Source organism: Pseudomonas sp. Mb7 (assembly GCF_054790525.1).
The window spans coordinates 3,383,726-3,401,855 of sequence record NZ_CP186501.1; the positions used below are offsets into that span (position 1 = coordinate 3,383,726).

18 protein-coding genes and 4 tRNA genes are annotated in these 18,130 nt (G+C 57.0%); 6 read left to right on the forward strand and 16 right to left on the reverse strand.

Annotation, left to right across the window (positions count from 1 at the left end):
• Positions 1 to 227 precede the first annotated feature (227 nt).
• From ACOYXH_RS15165 to ACOYXH_RS15205, 9 genes are all read right to left on the reverse strand, one after another.
• Positions 228 to 500: an HU family DNA-binding protein gene (locus ACOYXH_RS15165; RefSeq protein WP_003183171.1), complete on the reverse strand. Its 273-nt coding sequence runs from the start codon at positions 498 to 500 to the stop codon at positions 228 to 230.
• Positions 501 to 648: 148 nt separating this feature from the next.
• Positions 649 to 3,045 carry an endopeptidase La gene (gene lon, locus ACOYXH_RS15170; RefSeq protein WP_007917325.1) on the reverse strand — a complete coding sequence of 799 codons (2,397 nt, stop codon included), beginning with the start codon at positions 3,043 to 3,045 and terminating at the stop codon, positions 649 to 651.
• A gap of 163 nt (positions 3,046 to 3,208) precedes the next feature.
• Positions 3,209 to 4,492, reverse strand: coding sequence for an ATP-dependent Clp protease ATP-binding subunit ClpX (gene clpX / locus ACOYXH_RS15175; RefSeq protein WP_003223632.1), 1,284 nt, complete (start codon positions 4,490 to 4,492; stop codon positions 3,209 to 3,211).
• A gap of 112 nt (positions 4,493 to 4,604) precedes the next feature.
• On the reverse strand, positions 4,605 to 5,240 hold the full coding sequence (gene clpP / locus ACOYXH_RS15180) for an ATP-dependent Clp endopeptidase proteolytic subunit ClpP (RefSeq protein WP_007951559.1): 636 nt from the start codon (positions 5,238 to 5,240) through the stop codon (positions 4,605 to 4,607).
• 93 nt (positions 5,241 to 5,333) lie between these two features.
• Positions 5,334 to 6,644, reverse strand: coding sequence for a trigger factor (gene tig / locus ACOYXH_RS15185; protein ID WP_095050817.1), 1,311 nt, complete (start codon positions 6,642 to 6,644; stop codon positions 5,334 to 5,336).
• A gap of 402 nt (positions 6,645 to 7,046) precedes the next feature.
• Positions 7,047 to 7,122: transfer RNA gene (locus ACOYXH_RS15190), tRNA-His, on the reverse strand.
• A 77-nt stretch (positions 7,123 to 7,199) separates the two neighbouring features.
• Positions 7,200 to 7,284 (reverse strand) — tRNA-Leu (locus ACOYXH_RS15195).
• A 56-nt stretch (positions 7,285 to 7,340) separates the two neighbouring features.
• Positions 7,341 to 7,416, reverse strand: a tRNA-His gene (locus ACOYXH_RS15200).
• A gap of 32 nt (positions 7,417 to 7,448) precedes the next feature.
• Positions 7,449 to 7,525 (reverse strand) — tRNA-Arg (locus tag ACOYXH_RS15205).
• 275 nt (positions 7,526 to 7,800) lie between these two features.
• On the opposite strand from ACOYXH_RS15205, the gene folD reads away from it, so the two are divergent.
• Both folD and pbpG read left to right on the forward strand, forming a co-directional pair.
• Entirely contained in the window at positions 7,801 to 8,655 is an 855-nt protein-coding gene (gene folD, locus ACOYXH_RS15210; RefSeq protein WP_038362797.1) for a bifunctional methylenetetrahydrofolate dehydrogenase/methenyltetrahydrofolate cyclohydrolase FolD, read from the forward strand.
• A gap of 230 nt (positions 8,656 to 8,885) precedes the next feature.
• Positions 8,886 to 9,824: a D-alanyl-D-alanine endopeptidase gene (gene pbpG, locus ACOYXH_RS15215; RefSeq protein WP_095050820.1), complete on the forward strand. Its 939-nt coding sequence runs from the start codon at positions 8,886 to 8,888 to the stop codon at positions 9,822 to 9,824.
• Between the two features lie 54 nt (positions 9,825 to 9,878).
• Here pbpG and ACOYXH_RS15220 read toward each other — a convergent pair whose 3' ends face one another.
• From ACOYXH_RS15220 to ACOYXH_RS15230, 3 genes are all read right to left on the reverse strand, one after another.
• Positions 9,879 to 10,085 carry a hypothetical protein gene (locus tag ACOYXH_RS15220; protein WP_220556524.1) on the reverse strand — a complete coding sequence of 69 codons (207 nt, stop codon included), beginning with the start codon at positions 10,083 to 10,085 and terminating at the stop codon, positions 9,879 to 9,881.
• Between the two features lie 12 nt (positions 10,086 to 10,097).
• Entirely contained in the window at positions 10,098 to 10,304 is a 207-nt protein-coding gene (locus tag ACOYXH_RS15225) for a DUF6021 family protein (RefSeq protein WP_095050822.1), read from the reverse strand.
• A gap of 90 nt (positions 10,305 to 10,394) precedes the next feature.
• On the reverse strand, positions 10,395 to 11,066 hold the full coding sequence (locus tag ACOYXH_RS15230) for a peptidase C39 family protein (RefSeq protein WP_095050823.1): 672 nt from the start codon (positions 11,064 to 11,066) through the stop codon (positions 10,395 to 10,397).
• A 234-nt stretch (positions 11,067 to 11,300) separates the two neighbouring features.
• On the opposite strand from ACOYXH_RS15230, the gene ACOYXH_RS15235 reads away from it, so the two are divergent.
• Entirely contained in the window at positions 11,301 to 11,471 is a 171-nt protein-coding gene (locus ACOYXH_RS15235) for a hypothetical protein (protein WP_176471236.1), read from the forward strand.
• 256 nt (positions 11,472 to 11,727) lie between these two features.
• On the opposite strand, the gene ACOYXH_RS15240 is transcribed toward ACOYXH_RS15235, so the two are convergent.
• Both ACOYXH_RS15240 and ACOYXH_RS15245 read right to left on the reverse strand, forming a co-directional pair.
• Positions 11,728 to 12,477, reverse strand: a complete 750-nt coding sequence (locus ACOYXH_RS15240; RefSeq protein WP_007917342.1) for a TerC family protein — start codon at positions 12,475 to 12,477, stop codon at positions 11,728 to 11,730.
• A 29-nt stretch (positions 12,478 to 12,506) separates the two neighbouring features.
• Positions 12,507 to 12,749 (reverse strand): hypothetical protein, encoded by a 243-nt coding sequence (locus ACOYXH_RS15245; protein WP_095050825.1) that lies wholly within the window; start codon positions 12,747 to 12,749, stop codon positions 12,507 to 12,509.
• A gap of 133 nt (positions 12,750 to 12,882) precedes the next feature.
• On the opposite strand from ACOYXH_RS15245, the gene nhaR reads away from it, so the two are divergent.
• Positions 12,883 to 13,782: a transcriptional activator NhaR gene (gene nhaR, locus ACOYXH_RS15250; RefSeq protein ID WP_095050826.1), complete on the forward strand. Its 900-nt coding sequence runs from the start codon at positions 12,883 to 12,885 to the stop codon at positions 13,780 to 13,782.
• Here the strand turns inward: nhaR and ACOYXH_RS15255 are convergent.
• Positions 13,777 to 14,940 carry an MFS transporter gene (locus tag ACOYXH_RS15255; protein ID WP_102901657.1) on the reverse strand — a complete coding sequence of 388 codons (1,164 nt, stop codon included), beginning with the start codon at positions 14,938 to 14,940 and terminating at the stop codon, positions 13,777 to 13,779. The two genes, nhaR and ACOYXH_RS15255, sit on opposite strands and share 6 nt — an antisense overlap.
• Positions 14,941 to 15,276: 336 nt before the next feature.
• Between ACOYXH_RS15255 and sstT the strand changes: the two genes are divergently transcribed.
• The gene (sstT, locus tag ACOYXH_RS15260) at positions 15,277 to 16,509 is read left to right on the forward strand and encodes a serine/threonine transporter SstT (RefSeq protein ID WP_095050828.1); all 1,233 of its coding nucleotides are present in this window, start codon (positions 15,277 to 15,279) and stop codon (positions 16,507 to 16,509) included.
• A gap of 250 nt (positions 16,510 to 16,759) precedes the next feature.
• Here the strand turns inward: sstT and ACOYXH_RS15265 are convergent, their stop codons facing one another.
• Positions 16,760 to 17,269, reverse strand: a complete 510-nt coding sequence (locus tag ACOYXH_RS15265) for a DUF1993 domain-containing protein (RefSeq protein WP_460409749.1) — start codon at positions 17,267 to 17,269, stop codon at positions 16,760 to 16,762.
• A gap of 125 nt (positions 17,270 to 17,394) precedes the next feature.
• On the opposite strand from ACOYXH_RS15265, the gene ACOYXH_RS15270 reads away from it, so the two are divergent.
• Positions 17,395 to 18,042, forward strand: coding sequence for a YceH family protein (locus ACOYXH_RS15270; RefSeq protein ID WP_460409750.1), 648 nt, complete (start codon positions 17,395 to 17,397; stop codon positions 18,040 to 18,042).
• The last annotated feature ends 88 nt before the right edge of the window (positions 18,043 to 18,130 follow it).

The window sequence follows — 18,130 nt, forward strand, 5'->3', positions numbered from 1 at the left end:
CGTCCCCCAGAAACGGTTGAACTTCAAAATTAGGCAACCGTGGAGCGTGGGTAGAATCCGGATAGAAGAAAGGCGCATCCGAGGATGCGCCTTCTCGTAACTGGCGGAGCGGACAGGGCTCGAACCCTCGATCCCGGCGTTACAGACAACTGTTTCAGCTACCTGTTCTACCGCTCCGCTGCCAAGTCAGGCATGACCCCGACCCGGATGGGTAAAAACCTGAAAACTTAGTTAACAGCTTCTTTCAGTGCTTTACCGGCTTTGAAACCTGGCTTCTTGGCAGCCGGGATTTCCAGAGTCTTGCCGGTTTGAGGGTTACGACCGGTACGAGCCGGACGGTCCGTCACGGAGAAAGTACCGAAACCAACCAGAACAACGGAGTCGCCAGCCTTCAGAGCGCCAGTGACGGATTCGATTACAGCGTCCAGCGCACGGCCAGCAGCAGCTTTCGGGATATCAGCGGATGCAGCGATAGCATCAATCAGTTCCGACTTGTTCACTCTAAGTCCCCTTATATCTATTTTGAGATGATTCTAAGTTTTTTGGTGAAAGCAAAAACGAGTGCTGAATGGCCTACAGACACTTAAGAGCCGCTTTATAACAAGGGCTCTAAAAAACTGTCAAGGAAGCCCCCCAGGCAAAAGCGTATTAATGCGTGCTAATTCTTTCCTTAGAGTCAGACTCACGTTTTTCGTCCTTGGCAACTATCTCGGGAGCCACATCCGGCAAGGGCTCCGGCGCGTATTGCAGCGCAATTTGCAGGACCTCGTCAATCCATTTAACCGGTTTAATCTGCAGATCCTGCTTGATATTGTCAGGAATCTCCTTCAGATCACGTACGTTCTCTTCTGGAATAATCACGATCTTGATTCCGCCGCGGTGAGCCGCCAGCAGTTTTTCCTTCAGACCGCCAATCGCCAGCACTTGACCACGCAGCGTGATTTCACCGGTCATGGCGACATCGGCGCGCACCGGAATGCCGGTCAATGCCGACACCAGCGCCGTACACATGCCTACACCGGCGCTAGGACCGTCTTTCGGCGTCGCCCCTTCCGGCATGTGGATGTGCGTGTCGCGCTTCTCGTGGAAGTCCAGAGGAATGCCCAGGCTCTTGGCCCGGCTACGCACTACAGTGAGCGCGGCAGTGATCGATTCGACCATCACATCGCCCAGCGAACCGGTTTTGATCAACTGACCCTTACCCGGCACAACCGCGGCTTCGATGGTCAGCAATTCACCGCCAACCTGAGTCCAGGCAAGGCCGGTGACCTGACCGATCTGATCCTGTTGCTCGGCCAGACCGTAGCGGAATTTGCGTACACCCAGGAAGTGTTCCAGCAAGTCAGCTGTCACTTTCACCGAGAAGCGTTTTTCCAGCGCGTGCTCTTTAACGGCCTTGCGGCAGACCTTGGCGATCTGACGTTCGAGGCCACGCACACCGGCTTCACGGGTGTAGTAACGGATGATGTCGCGGATCGCTTCAGCGTCGAATTCCAGCTCGCCCTTTTTCAGACCGTTAGCGGCGATCTGCTTTGGCGAGAGGTATTTGACGGCGATGTTGATCTTTTCGTCTTCGGTGTAGCCCGGCAGACGGATCACTTCCATCCGGTCGAGCAGCGCCGGCGGGATGTTCATCGAGTTCGAGGTGCACAGGAACATCACATCCGAGAGGTCGTAATCGACTTCCAGATAATGGTCGTTGAAGTTGTGGTTCTGCTCCGGATCGAGCACTTCCAGCAACGCCGACGCCGGGTCGCCACGCATGTCGCTGCCCATTTTGTCGATTTCATCGAGCAAGAACAGCGGGTTGCGCACACCCACTTTTGTCATCTTTTGAATCAATCTTCCTGGCATCGAACCGATGTAAGTCCGACGGTGACCACGGATTTCCGCTTCATCACGCACGCCACCGAGGGCCATGCGCACGAATTTGCGGTTGGTGGCATGGGCAATCGACTCCGCCAGCGAGGTTTTACCCACGCCCGGAGGACCGACCAGGCACAACACCGGGCCACGGATTTTCTTCACGCGCTTTTGCACGGCGAGGTATTCAAGGATACGTTCCTTGACCTCTTCGAGGCCGTAGTGATCGGCATCGAGAATGTCTTCTGCGCGCGCCAGGTCCAGGCGTACCTTGCTCTGCGCCTTCCACGGCACTTGCACCAGCCAGTCGATGTACGAGCGCACCACGGTGGCCTCAGCGGACATCGGCGACATTTGCTTGAGCTTGTTGAGCTCGGCAGTGGCTTTGGCCAACGCGTCTTTCGGCAGACCGGCAGCGTCGATACGCTTCTTGAGGTCTTCGATTTCGTTGTGGCCTTCGTCGCTGTCGCCGAGCTCTTTCTGAATGGCCTTCATCTGCTCATTCAGGTAGTACTCGCGCTGACTGCGCTCCATTTGCTTTTTGACGCGGCCACGAATGCGTTTTTCGACTTGCAGCAGATCGATCTCGGCATCCAGCAACGCCAGAACGTGCTCGACCCGGGCCGACAAATCGATGATTTCGAGGATTTCCTGCTTCTGCTCGATTTTCAGCGCCATGTGCGCCGCCATGGTGTCGACCAGGCGACCCGGCTCATCGATGCTGTTGAGCGACGACAGGACTTCAGCCGGGACCTTCTTGCCCAACTGTACATATTGTTCGAACTGCGACAGCAGTGTGCGCACGAACACTTCGGATTCGCGCTCGGCAGCGTCGACTTCTTCGATCAGCGAGACTTCGGCACGGCAATGGCCGTCGACTTCGCTGAAGCGTTCGACGGTGCCACGCTGCTCACCCTCGACCAGAACCTTGACGGTGCCGTCAGGCAGCTTGAGAAGCTGTAGAACAGTGGCGATGGTACCTACGCGATAGAGAGCGTCTTCACCGGGATCGTCGTCAGCCGGGTTTCTCTGGGCCAGCAGCAGGATCTGCTTGTCGCCCGTCATCGCGGCCTCGAGGGCTTCGATGGATTTCTCGCGCCCCACGAACAGCGGGATAACCATGTGCGGATAAACCACGACATCACGCAATGGCAGGAGAGGCAATTCGATGGTTGTCTTCATGATTTCGCCTCTACGGCGGCCATATGGCCGTAATCAGATGGAATTGAGCTTGAAACCAAGATGGGGGCTGCCTTGAAAAAAAACAAGCACAAAGCGGATGTAAAAAATGACATAAAAAAAAAGAGGCCCGAAGGCCCCTTCTTTATTCCAGCAGACTGGACGCTTAAGCGTCCGGCGCTGCCTTGGCCGTCGGCTCACTGTTTTCGTAGATATACAGTGGCTTGGACTTGCCTTCGATCACGCTTTCATCGATCACGACTTTGCTCACCTCGGACTGCGAGGGGATTTCATACATCGTGTCGAGCAATACACCTTCGAGAATCGAGCGCAGACCACGAGCACCGGTTTTACGTTCCAGGGCACGCTTGGCGACCGATTTCAGTGCGTCGGTCCGGAATTCCAGATCCACGCCTTCCATCTCGAACAGCTTGGCATACTGTTTGGTCAGAGCATTTTTCGGCTCGGTGAGGATCTGCATCAGCGCAGCCTCATCCAGCTCGTCCAGCGTCGCGAGGACCGGCAGACGACCGACGAATTCCGGGATCAGACCGAACTTGACCAGATCGTCAGGCTCGACTTCACGCAGGGATTCACCGACTTTCTTGCCTTCTTCCTTGCTGCGTACTTCTGCGTTGAAGCCGATGCCGCCCTTGGTGGAACGGTTTTGAATAACCTTCTCCAGACCAGAGAACGCACCACCGCAGATGAACAGGATGTTACGGGTGTCGACCTGCAGGAATTCCTGCTGCGGGTGCTTGCGACCACCTTGCGGCGGTACGGAAGCAACCGTGCCTTCGATCAACTTCAGCAAGGCCTGTTGCACGCCTTCACCGGAAACGTCCCGGGTGATCGACGGGTTGTCGGACTTGCGGGAAATCTTGTCGATTTCGTCGATGTAGACAATACCCATCTGGGCTTTCTCTACGTCGTAATCGCACTTCTGCAGCAGCTTCTGAATGATGTTCTCGACATCTTCACCCACGTAACCCGCCTCGGTGAGGGTGGTTGCGTCGGCAATGGTGAACGGAACGTTCAGCAAGCGGGCCAGTGTTTCGGCCAGCAGGGTTTTACCGGAGCCTGTCGGGCCGATCAGCAGGATGTTGCTCTTGCCGAGTTCGACGTCGTCAGCTTTCTTGTCACGCTGGTTCAGGCGCTTGTAGTGGTTGTACACCGCTACGGCCAAAACCTTTTTCGCACGCTCCTGACCAATGACGTACTGATCAAGGATGCCGCTGATTTCTTTAGGCGAAGGCAATTTATGCGCGCTGCTCTCGGCCTGGGCTTCCTGCACCTCCTCGCGGATGATGTCATTGCACAGGTCGACGCACTCGTCGCAGATAAAGACCGAGGGGCCGGCAATCAATTTGCGCACTTCATGCTGGCTTTTGCCACAGAAGGAGCAATAGAGCAGCTTGCCGTTGTCCTCGCCGTTGCGGGTGTCAGTCATTCGTTCGATCCAAATCCGATAGGCTTGCAACACAAGATGAAGGCTATTGCGGGCTTTTTCAAGCCCGCCGCTGATCAGACAAGCCGACCAAGCCTATTTTGAGCTGCTTATTTTAAGCTGGGCGCTGGTTGATCACTTCGTCGATCAGGCCATATTCCTTCGCAGCTTCTGCACTCATGAAGTTGTCGCGATTGGTATCGCGCTCGATTTCTTCCAGAGTACGCCCGCTGTGTTTGGCCATCAGCGTGTTCAGACGCTCGCGAATGAAGAGGATTTCCTTGGCGTGGATTTCGATGTCCGACGCCTGGCCCTGGAAACCGCCCAGTGGCTGGTGAATCATCACGCGCGAGTTCGGCAGGCAGAAACGCTTGCCCGGGGCACCTGCGGTCAGCAGGAATGCGCCCATGCTGCAGGCCTGGCCGATGCAGGTGGTCGACACGTTCGGTTTGATGAACTGCATGGTGTCGTAGATCGACATGCCTGCAGTCACCGAACCGCCCGGGGAGTTGATGTAGAGATGGATGTCCTTGTCCGGGTTTTCCGCTTCAAGGAACAGCAGTTGCGCACAGATCAGGTTGGCCATGTAGTCCTCTACCGGACCAACCAGAAAGATCACTCGCTCCTTGAGCAGGCGCGAATAGATGTCATAGGCGCGTTCGCCACGAGCAGATTGCTCGACAACCATCGGGACCAGGCCGCCGGCGGCCTGGATATCAGAGTTCTGCTGAATATAAGAATTACGGAACATGCTCTGCAGTCGCTCCCAAATAGTTATGTCTTGAATACGCATAAGCCAGCTCGAGAGCTGGCTTATGGTGTGTACTTCTTAACGCGGAATCAATCAGTCGGCTTTTGGAGCTTCTACCGGCTTGACTGCTTCTTCGTAAGAGACCGCTTTGTCGGTCACACTAGCTTTCTGCAGAACAGTATCCACAACTTGCTCTTCCAGCACAACCGAACGCACTTCGTTCAGCTGCTGCTCGTTTTTGTAGTACCACGACACAACCTGCTCAGGCTCCTGGTAAGCGGAAGCCATTTCCTGAATCATTTCGCGAACGCGAGCTTCGTCAGGCTTCAGGTCGAATTGCTTGACCACTTCAGCAACGATCAGACCCAGCACGACGCGGCGCTTGGCTTGCTCTTCGAACAGCTCGGCCGGCAGTTGATCAGGCTTGATGTTGCCACCGAACTGCTGAACAGCCTGCACACGCAGACGGTCAACTTCGTTGGACAGCAGCGCCTTAGGCACTTCGATCGGGTTGGTGGCCAGCAGACCGTCCATTACCTGATTCTTGACCTTGGATTTGATCGCCTGACGCAGTTCACGCTCCATGTTCTTGCGAACCTCGGTGCGGAAACCGTCGATGCCGCTTTCCTTGATGCCGAATTGAGCGAAGAACTCTTCGTTCAGCTCTGGCAGCTTAGGCTCGGAAACAGTGTTGACAGTAACGGTGAACTCGGCGGTTTTGCCAGCCAGGTCCAGGTTCTGATAGTCCTCTGGGAAGGTCAGATTCAGAACGCGCTCTTCGCCAGCTTTAGCGCCAACCAGACCTTCTTCGAAGCCCGGGATCATGCGGCCGGAACCCAGCACCAGCTGAGTGCCTTTGGCGGAACCGCCAGCAAACACTTCGCCGTCAACCTTGCCAACGAAATCGATGTTCAGCTGGTCTTCGTTCTGGGCAGCGCGATCGGCCACTTCAAAACGGGTGTTCTGCTTGCGCAGGATGTCGAGCATCTTGTCCAGGTCAGCGTCAGCTACGTCAGCGCTCAGGCGCTCAACGGTGATGCCGTCGAAACCGGCAACGGTGAACTCAGGGAACACTTCGAATACAGCAACGTATTCCAGGTCTTTGCCCGCTTCGAGCGACTTAGGCTCGATCGATGGCGAACCTGCCGGGTTCAGCTTCTGCTCAACCACAGCTTCGTAGAAGGAGGACTGGATCACGTCGCCTACGGCTTCCTGACGAGCATCAGCACCGAAACGGCGCTTGATTTCGCTCATTGGCACTTTGCCTGGACGGAAGCCAGCAATCTTGGCCTTTTGGGCAGTCTGCTGCAGACGCTTGTTGACCTGGCTCTCAATGCGCTCAGCCGGCACGGTGACGCTCATGCGGCGCTCAAGAGCAGTAGTATTTTCAACAGAAACTTGCATGGATATTCCTCGTTGCACAGACGTTAGCCGGCCGTTTCCGACCCCAGAATCAAGGGCATGCATTCTAGTGGGTCAAACTCAAGAAGTCACCCTACTGAAAACGGGTAAAAAAACAGCAGGCAATTTATAGGGATCGATGCACGGATGCAGCGCGTCCCACAGGCGAATACAACCAATCACGCCAGGGCTCTGCGCCAACCGCTTCTATATATAGAAGAGGCTGCCAATCAGTCCCTGACGGCCGAACCTGCAAGCAAGTCCGGCGAGCAGCACAGCATCATCGAGCAACATAAATACGACGAAGCGCCCTGCCCCTGCGCCCCGAAACCGGCAATCGCCGCTTTTCAGAACCGCTAAAACAAAAAAGGCGCCAGACTGTTAAATCTGGCGCCTTTCGAAATATGGGGTGGACGATGGGGATCGAACCCACGACAACGGGAGTCACAATCCCGTGCTCTACCAACTGAGCTACGCCCACCATATTGCGTAACAAAAAAGCCAAACAACTTCTTTGTTGAAACCTCACCAGCCCGAAGACATGAATGAAGCTTTAATTGGTGCGGATGAAGAGACTCGAACTCTTACGCCTCGCGGCGCTGGAACCTAAATCCAGTGTGTCTACCAATTCCACCACATCCGCGATGAAGCTTTTAAAGCAAAGGCGCCAGACTGTTACATCTGGCGCCTTTCGAAATATGGGGTGGACGATGGGGATCGAACCCACGACAACGGGAGTCACAATCCCGTGCTCTACCAACTGAGCTACGCCCACCATATCGCGTTACTTGTGCCAAAGCTGCCTAATGGCGCACCCGGCAGGACTCGAACCTGCGACCATCCGCTTAGAAGGCGGATGCTCTATCCAGCTGAGCTACGGGCGCCTTATTAATCTGTACTCTTAAAGGACTACAAACTAAGTGCTTTCCAGTGTTGCAGAACCTTGATTCCGCTTCACCTTCTTAACCAGTGCTAGGCTGTGCCCGACAAGTGCGACGAATAGTATAGAGCGCTCCGAAGGTCGTCAAATCCTTTTTGAAAAAAATTCATTTAATTAAAGGAGTTAGAGGAATTTGCTGACCAAGCGCCTTTGCCCTCACCGCTCGACATGCGAGAATGCGTTCTCATTTTTTCCCCTCTCGATGGTTAATCACGCGCAATGACTGCACAACTAATCGACGGCAAATCGATCGCCGCCAGCCTGCGCCAGCAGATCGCCCAACGAGTTGCCGAGCGTCGCCAGCAAGGCCTGCGCACTCCCGGCCTCGCGGTGATCCTGGTCGGCAGCGATCCTGCCTCTCAGGTTTATGTCTCGCACAAGCGTAAAGACTGTGAAGAGGTTGGCTTCCTCTCTCAAGCCTACGACCTGCCCTCCGACACCACGCAAGACGCGCTGACCGATCTGATCGATCGCCTCAACGACGACCCTGCAATCGACGGCATCCTGCTTCAGCTGCCGCTGCCCGAGCACCTGGATGCCTCCAAATTGCTGGAGCGCATTCGCCCGGACAAAGACGTCGACGGCTTCCATCCTTATAACGTCGGCCGCCTGGCCCAGCGCATTCCGCTGCTGCGTCCCTGCACACCTAAAGGCATCATGACGCTGCTGGAAAGCACTGGCGCTGACCTTTATGGCATGGACGCAGTGGTCGTCGGCGCCTCCAACATCGTCGGTCGCCCGATGGCAATGGAGTTGTTGTTGGCCGGCTGCACCGTGACCGTGACTCACCGTTTCACCAAGGATCTGGCCGGCCACGTTGGTCGTGCCGATCTGGTGGTGGTGGCCGCCGGCAAGCCGGGCCTGGTCAAAGGCGAATGGATCAAGGAAGGCGCGATCGTGATCGACGTCGGCATCAACCGTCAGGACGACGGCAAACTGGTCGGCGACGTCGTCTACGAAACCGCCCTGCCCCGCGCTGGCTGGATCACTCCAGTGCCGGGTGGCGTAGGCCCGATGACCCGTGCCTGCCTGCTGGAAAACACGCTCTACGCGGCAGAAACCCTGCACGCCTGAGTGGTACTTTCAGCACTAAGAAAAACCCGCCTCGTGCGGGTTTTTTCATGCCTGAGAAAAAACTGTAACCGTTCGCCGGAAACCCCTCTTTTTACAGGCCTTTTCACGAGTTTTTCAGGTCATTCAAACAACCATCGACAGATCTTCAGCCATACTCCTAGAATGCGACGCTTTGAAGAAATAACCCGTTACAAACTAACGGAATATCCAACCTTTATGAGTTCGCCCGCGTGAAAATTCGTCTTTCGATTCTGAGCCTGTTTTTTGCTTTTACAGGCACATTCATCACGCCAACGATCAACGCTGCGGAAACCACCGCTGCCCCACGTGACGCTTCGAGCCTGAAGATCGCCTCCGGCAGCGCACTGCTCATGGATATGCAGACCAACAAAGTCATCTACTCCAGCAACCCTGACGTGATCGTGCCGATCGCTTCTGTCAGCAAGCTCATGACTGGATTGGTAGTGGTTGAAGCCCGGCAGAACATGGACGAATGGATCAATGTCGATATCAGCAACACACCGGAAATGAGGGGTGTGTTCTCTCGAGTCAAACTCAAGAGTGAGCTGCCGCGTCGCGAGATGCTGCTGATCGCCTTGATGTCTTCGGAGAACCGCGCGGCCGCCAGCCTCGCTCACCACTATCCGGGAGGTTACGCGGCCTTTATCGCGGCCATGAACGCGAAAGCCAAGGCACTGGGCATGACCAGTACGCACTTTGTCGAACCGACAGGCCTGTCGGAGCGTAACGTTTCCACCGCCCGCGACCTGAGCAAGCTGCTGGTGGCCGCGCACAAGTACCCGCTCCTCAGCGAACTCACCACCACCAAGGAAAAGACCGTGTCTTTCCGCAAACCCAACTACACCCTGGGTTTCCGCAATACCGACCACCTGGTGAATAAGGCCGACTGGGACATCAAGATCACCAAAACCGGTTTCACCAATCCTGCCGGTCACTGCCTGGTGCTGGTGACGAAGATGGGTAACCGTCCGGTCGCGCTGGTCATTCTCGACGCCTTCGGCAAATACACCCACTTCGCCGATGCCAGCCGTATTCGCAGTTGGGTGGAAACCGGTAAGAGCGCCAACGTTCCTGCGGTGGCGCAACAATACAAGGCCGAGAAAAACCTTAAGTCACGCCAGAGCGGTGTGGTTGAAGCGTCCAAGTAACCCGAGCGCGCAAGAAAAAGCCCCGAATCCTCGGGGCTTTTTTTCGCCTGCATTTCAGTCATTGGGCAGCGGCATCTTGTCGTCATCAGGAATGCCATCGCCTGCACTTGGATCCCGCGAATGTTCCGGCTTCATGACATTAGGTCGGGCCATCGGATCGCGCAGCGGGCTGTCCGGATCCAGCACCGGATCAATCTCCGGCTCCGGCGTCGTGGGCACGCTGTCCGGTTTTTGGTCATCGAAGCTTGAGTCAGTACTCATACGCACCTCTCATCAAGGTTTCAGATTGGCTAACGGGTCATAAGGTTTGGCCGGTGTCTTGTGGTCTTCACCGGGTTTCACGTCTTTCGGCGCCTTGGCCGGGCCAACCGGATCGACTTGCGGATCGTCGACGTCCGGCGAGTCCGGGTCGAAACCCAGATCATGACCCGACGAGTGCTCGGTCGAATGCGGCCCTTTCGGGGATGGGGAATCTGCCATGTTCGCCTCCTGATTCACCCGCAGAAAACGGGTTCTATTCTTAGGAGGCTTGCCGGGCGCAGTCGTGCCCGGCAAATGACGAACGGGAACTCAGTGGGCTGCCAGCGCCTTGCGCGCCTGCGCCGCTTCGTTTTCCTGACCGGCCTGGGCCAGTTCATCGGCTGCTTTGAGCCAGCGCTGACGGTCAACGGCTGCCGGGATCTGCGACGGTTTCTGGATCAGCACGGCCCAGCCACCGGATTTTTCCAGTGCCGACTCAAAGGAGCTGAAACTCATCAGTTCGCGACGGTTCATGCCGGCACGCAGCAAGACCTTCTGTTTGTTGCGGTCGTAACCGGACAGGATTGCGTAACGCGGCTCGGCCCAGAATGCTGCCCCCTCGCTGAAGCGCACCATCACCGGATAGCCTGCCGCCACTTGGGTCAACAGTGCGGGCAGGTTGCTGTCCAGCGGGTAAACCACCATGCCGTACTCGCGGGCGAGGTTTTGCAGGTTCCGTTGCAATTTGTCTTCGGCACCCGGCAAGTGCAGAGGTTTCTCGAGCAACCCCGGAGTGATCACGATGCCCTGCTGCGACAACAGGCTGGCCAACACTTGCGGGCCGCTCTGATTGGCTTCGCCGCGATAGAACGTGCCACTGAGTTCGACCCGCTCCGGCAGACGCTTGACCTCAGGCGCCACAGTACCTGCACATCCGGCCAACACGGCCGCACAACCCGCCACCACTAGCGCCGCACGAATTCGAGAAAATACCTGCACCATCATCACTCTCTGTTCAGACGCCGGTCATCGTGTTCCGGCAACGCCTGCGATCATAGGGCCGCGCCCGGCTGCGGTATAGCCTTAAGCGGCAGACCCATCGATTGCATAGAGCAAACTGATTGGTCGCAATCGACCTTTGGTCAATAGTCTGAAACACCCCATTGTCTAGACTGTCACTGAAACAGAGCGAATTGAAAAAGTGTGGGCCCGATGCAGGGCGAAGAGGAGGCACTGATGAGCCTGACCATGACCATCGTAATGTTGATTGCCGGCTGGCTGGCCGTGGCCGCTGCCATGTTGTGGGGGGTGCTGCGGGTTTCGCGGCGCCATCATCACCATCCGGTTCAGCCTGCTGCGGTTGAGAAAGCCGAGAAGCACCGAGTGCGTCACGCGGCCGCACATTGAAATTGAACAGCAAAGGCAAAAGCCCCTCACCCTAGCCCTCTCCCCGAGGGAGAGGGGACTGATCGAGTTGTTTTCTCGAGTTACACCGACCTGAAATATCGAGCCGAACTAAAGACTAAAACACTCCACAAATCGGCTCCCTCTCCCTCGGGAGAGGGCTGGGGTGAGGGGCTGGCTCTATTCCACACTGAAAATCTCGAATCGAAAAAAAGCCGCCTGACCTCAAAGAGTTCAGGCGGCTTTTCACTTTCAGCGGTTACGCCTGCTCAGCCAGCTTCTTCTGCCTAGCCCTGCGCGACATCATGTTCAGCACTTCAATCGCTGCCGAGAACGCCATCGCTGCATACACGTAACCTTTCGGTACGTGGGCGCCGAAGCCTTCGGCGATCAGCGTCATGCCGATCATGATCAGGAAGCCCAGAGCCAGCATCACCACCGTCGGGTTGTCGTTGATGAACTTGGCTAGCGGTTCAGCAGCAAACAGCATCACCAGCACCGACACCACCACCGCGATGATCATGATCGGCAAGTGTTCGGTCATACCGACCGCAGTAATGATGCTGTCGATCGAGAACACCATGTCGAGCATCAGGATCTGGCCGATAGCCGCGGCAAAACCCAAAGTGACTGTCGAGGTCGCCGACTTCGGATCTTCCGGCGCCGGGTCCATGCTGTGATGGATCTCGGTCGTAGCCTTCCAGACCAGGAACAGACCACCGGCAATCAGGATCATGTCCTTCCAGGAGAAGGCCTGGCCCAGGATCTCGATCACAGGTGCGGTCAACTGCACGATGAAGGCGATGGTGCTCAACAGTGCCAGACGCAGGATCAACGCCATGCCGATACCGATACGGCGTGCTTTCTGCTGGTACTGCTTGGGCAATTTGTTGGTCAGGATCGAGATAAAGATCAGGTTATCGATGCCGAGCACGATTTCCATCACCACCAATGTGGCCAAAGCAACCCAAGCGGTGGGGCTGGCGGCGAGCTGTAACAGATATTCCATGGGTCAGTCCTGACTCTGTGTAAGACGAATTAGATGGTCTTGGAGGAAGATTCGGAGTTTTCCGCGTCTTTTTCCGGTGTTTCTTTTTTCTCGATCAACCCGCCGGTGGCATCACTGAGTGCCTGCTCAGCGGCTTTATGGGTGTCGTCAATCGCTTGCTTGGCGCTTTCGGCCGCTTTGCCCATCAGTTGCTGGGCGCTTTTCTCGGCCTGATCGCAACCGGCCATAAGCAGTAAAGACGTAAACATCAATGCTGGGATTGTGTATTTCATAAGGTTTCCTTCGAATGAACAGACAGGCTCACAGACCGGCCGTCGATGGGTGGGCATTCTAGGGAGACAAACACTTCAGGAAAATTCGTATTTTTAGCGGCTATACTTCGGTTTTCACGAAGTGATGACACTCATGCTCAACTACCGCCAACTGCATTACTTCTGGGTTGTGGCCAAGACCGGCAGCATCGTGCGCGCCTGCGAGCAACTGAACCTGACGCCACAGACCATCAGCGGGCAGATATCACTGCTCGAACAGACGTATGGCATCGAGTTATTCAGACGCGTCGGCCGGCAACTCGAATTGACCGAAGCCGGGCGACAAGCCCTGCCCTACGCCGAGCAGATGTTCCAGCTCGGCGGCGAGCTGGAGTTGATGCTGCGTGCCCAGCCCAACGAGCAGCAGATCCTATTCCGCGTCGGCGTGGCTGACGTGGTGCCTAAATCAATTGTCTATCGCCTGATCGCGCCAACCATGGAGCTGAACGAGCCTCTGCGCATTACCTGTCGCGAAGACAAACTCGAACGTTTGCTCGCCGATCTGGCGATCCAGCGCCTGGATCTGGTGATCTCCGACAGCCCGATGCCCTCGCACCTCGACATCAAGGGCTACAGCCAGAAGCTCGGTGAGTGCGGAATCAGTTTCTTCGCCACCCCGGAACTGGCAGCCAGATACGGTCAGGATTTCCCGCGCAGCCTGCACGGTGCGCCTCTGTTGATTCCCGGACCGGAAACCGTGGTGCGCAGCCGCTTGCAGCGCTGGTTTGCCGAGCAGCAGATCCAGCCGCAAATCGTCGGCGAGTTTGATGACAGTGCGTTGATGCAGGCGTTCGGCCAATCCGGCAGCGGGATTTTTATCGGTCCAAGCGTGATTGCCGATGAAGTGAAGCGCCAGTGCGGCGTCGAGCTGATTGGCCAGACCGACGCAGTGACCGAGTCGTTCTATGCCATCTCGGTAGAGCGCAAGGTCAAGCACCCCGGCATCGTTGCGATTACCGAAGGTGCCCGACGCGAGCTGTTTACTGCGTTATGAAGCCTCGGCGCACATTTCGCGCGGCTTGAGCGTCATCAGCACCATGGCGAGGAACACCGACAGCAAAATGAACCCGGCGGCGGCAAACCCGAGGAAGCCCAGACCCGCGCTGTCGATCACCCGGCCACCGACGATGGCGCCCAGGCCGATCCCCAGATTGGCCCCGGCGATATTCAACGAGGCAGCAAAAGCTGGCGCTTCCGGCGCGGCTTTCATCAGGCGCACATGGCTGACCAGGAACAACGCAGCCTGAGTCACGCCCCAGATCCCCATCGCCACCGCCAGCCCCAGCGGCGAATGAATGTTCGGTACCAGCGAGACCATGCCGGCAATCATGAACGCACAGAACAACACCGACGCCCCCAGCGGATGGCGATCCACCGCACGACCGCCCAGGGAGTTGCCGATCAGCCCGACTGCACCGAAAGCCATCAGGCACCAACCGACCACGGTGCCGTTGAACCCGGCGAGGCGCTCAAGAATGTCGGCCAGATACGTGTAAGCGGTAAACATGCCGCTGAACACCAGGATCGACAGCACGATGTGGCCGATCATCAACGGGCTGCGCAGAATCTTGAACTGCGAGCGGAAGCTGACCTGATGTTGGTGCAGGCTGGTTTTCGGCAGATAAACAAACAGCAACAAGGCTTTGGCAAAAGCGATCACCGCCAGAATGCCAAAGGCACTGCGCCAGCCGAACGCATCGGAAATCAACGTGCCAACCGGGATGCCGAACACCGTGGCGCAGACAATGCCGAAACCGATCTTGGCGATCGCGCGACCGGCGAAATCCGGGCCGACGATGTCCACTGCGGTCTCACTGGCCAAGGCCCAGAACACCGGCAGACCGAGCGCCGGGATCAACCGGGCAATCGCCATCACCCAGATGTTCGGCGCCAGCGCCGCCACGGTATTGGCCAGGCCAAACATGATCAAGATGCTGATAAACAGCTTGCGCCGCTCGAAACGGGCGAAATACGCGGTCAGGAAAGGCCCGAACATCGCCACGGTAAAAGCGAATAAAGTCACCAGCAACCCGGCCTGCGGGATGGTGACTTCGAGGTCTCGGGCAATCGCCGGCAACAGGCCGACGATGACGAATTCCGTGGTCAGCACCGTGAACCCGGCGGCAGACAACAGAAGAATGGGCAACAGCATGCGCAACTCCAGCAAAACGACGACACCAGCGTTGACCCGAAGGCCCGCTGGCGAAATTTGAAAATAAGGATGTGCAATCTTAACAGAGTGTGTCCGGGCTGACTTGCACAAACCTGCCGACTTTGTTGCCTGATCCGGTGGCAGATCGTCACATGCCTGAAGGATAAGGCCTACGCTGTGATAAAGTCCGCGCCCTGAAAAACGTACAACCTGCTCAACGACCGGTTTATTGGCGTTGATGTCGCGTCAACACTTTCGGTTCGTGGCGGTGGTCTGCCCCTGTTTTGCCATCGCTTTACGCAACCTTGCACCCTATAAAAAATCAGAGATGCCGCTATGACCGCTTCATCCCCTTCTCTACTGCAACGCCTCAAGAACCTCAGCCTGGTCACGCAGATCCTCATCGGCCTGATCGCCGGTATTGCCCTGGCGCTGTTTGCCCCGGAAGCGGCGAAAGGCACGGCGTTCATCGGCAAAGTGTTTGTTTCAGCGTTGAAAGCCGTCGCACCGATTCTGGTGTTCGTGCTGGTGATGGCCTCGATTGCCAACCACAAGCACGGCCAGGAAACCCATATCCGCCCGATCCTGTTCCTCTATTTGCTGGGCACTTTTGCGGCGGCGGTCGTGGCCGTGGTTGCGAGCATGGCGTTCCCATCGCACCTTGTGCTGTCGACCGACAACGTTTCGGTGACGGCGCCGGGCGGTATCGGCGAAGTGCTGCAAAGCCTGTTGTTGAGCGTGGTCGATAATCCGGTCAGCGCACTGATGAACGCCAACTTCATTGGCATCCTGGCGTGGGCGATCGGCATGGGCATCGCGATTCGTCATGCCGGCGACACCACCCGTGAAGTGCTGGGTGATCTGTCCAATGGCGTGACGGTGATCGTGCGCGTGGTGATTCGCTTCGCACCGCTGGGCATTTTCGGTCTGGTGGCATCGACACTGGCCACCTCCGGTTTCGGTGCGCTGATCGGTTACGCGCACCTGCTGGCCGTGCTGCTCGGCTGCATGCTGTTCGTGGCACTGGTGATGAACCCGCTGATCGTGTTCTGGAAACTGCGTCGCAACCCGTATCCGCTGACTCTCAAATGCCTGCGTGAAAGTGGCATCACCGCATTCTTCACCCGCAGCTCGGCGGCAAACATTCCGGTCAATCTGGAATTGAGCAAGCGTCTGGGTCTGCATGAAGACACCTATTCGGTGTCGATCCCGCTGGGCGCGACCATCAACATGGCCGGTGCGGCGATCACCATCACCGTGCTGACCCTGGCGGCCGTGCATACGCTGGGTATTGCCGTGGATATTCCTACGGCGATTCTGCTCAGCGTTGTCGCCGCCATTTGCGCCTGTGGCGCTTCGGGCGTGGCGGGTGGTTCGTTGCTGTTGATTCCGCTGGCGTGCAGCCTGTTCGGTATTCCAAGCGAAATCGCCATGCAAGTGGTGGCAGTCGGTTTCATAATCGGTGTGCTGCAGGATTCGGCAGAGACGGCGCTGAACTCGTCGACTGATGTGCTGTTTACCGCTGCGGCGTGCCTGGGTGAGGAAGCAAAAGCCCAACGTACGGCGTAACAGACGCTGTAATGAAAAGCCCGCCATGGTGTGAACCTGGCGGGCTTTTTTGTGGCTGAGATCTTTTCCCCCTCACCCCAGCCCTCTCCCCCAAGGGGGCGAGGGGGAAAGGGGGCAGACCGAGTGCTGCTCAAACCTGAGTTCGACTCGATAGATCAGGTCGGCGTATCTAGAACAAACAACTCGGTCAGTCCCCTCTCCCTCTGGGAGAGGGCTAGGCGGGCGGCGTTCCGATGAGGGCTTTGACGTTTTAGAACGCGCCCACGTAATCACGCTTGCCCACTTCAACCCCGTTATGACGCAGCAGCGCATAGGTGGTAGTGACGTGGAAGAAGAACTGCGGCAGACCGTAAGTCAGCAGGTAAGCCTGACCACTGAAGCGCTTCTCTTTCGGCGTACCCGGACGAGTAACGATTTCGATGCCTTCCTTGCCATCGATCTGCTCTGGCTTGATCTCGCCAATGTAGGCCAGCACCTTGGCAATCAGGGCTTGCAGCTCGGCGAAGGTGGTTTCGGTATCGTCGTACTTAGGAACTTCGACTTCAGCCAGACGCGAGGAAACACCTTTGGCGAAGTCCACGGCGATCTGCACCTGGCGGGTCAGCGGGAACATGTCCGGGTACAGACGGGCCTGCAGGAAAGCGTTCGGATCGATGTTTTTCTCGGTGGCGTGGGCTTCAGCCTTTTTCAGGACATCGCTCAGGGCGTTGAGCATTTGTTGAAAAACCGGGACGGATGCGGCGTACAGGGAAATGGTCATGGCAGTCTCGTGTGGTGGCTGGGTGGAACAAGGAGGCGATTATAGCCATGCTTGATGACCACACGGCTTGCCTTTTGTTTGGCAAGGATTAGGCTAGGCGCCTTCGACTGCAGAGGGAACGCGCGATGACCACAGAGACAGAATCCAGCTTCGACGAACCACGGCTCAACGCAACGGAAATCCGTATTCTCGGCTCGCTGATCGAGAAACAGGCAACCAGCCCGGAAACCTATCCGTTGACTCTCAATGCGCTGGTGTTGGCCTGCAATCAGAAAACCAGCCGCGAACCGGTGATGAACCTGAGCCAGGGTCAGGTCGGCCAGAGTTTGCGGGCGCTGGAAGGTCGCGGTTTCGCCAGGCTGGTGATGGGCAGTCGCGCCGACCGCTGGGAGCACAAGGTCGACAAGGCGCTGGAACTGGTGCCAGCGCAGGTGATTCTTAGCGGACTGATGTTTCTGCGCGGCCCGCAAACCGTCAATGAACTGCTGACCCGCAGCGGGCGCATGCATGATTTCGAAGACGCAGAACAGGTTGTGCATCAGCTTGAGCGATTGATTGCGCGGGGGCTGGCGGTGTTGATTCCGCGTCAGGCCGGGCAGCGCGAAGACCGTTATACCCATGCGTTGGGTGATCCGGCGGATAGCGAGGCAATTATGGCAGCGCGGCAGAATCCATCGGATCGCGGTGCAAGCAGTGGCGTTTCGGTTGAGCGTATCGAAGAGCTAGAAGCGCGAATCGCTGCGCTGGAAGAACGCCTGGCCCGCCTCGAATAATCACACAAAACCAATGTAGGAGTGAGCCTGCTCGCGATAGCGGTGTGTCAGTCACATCATTTTTGGATGACACACCGCTATCGCGAGC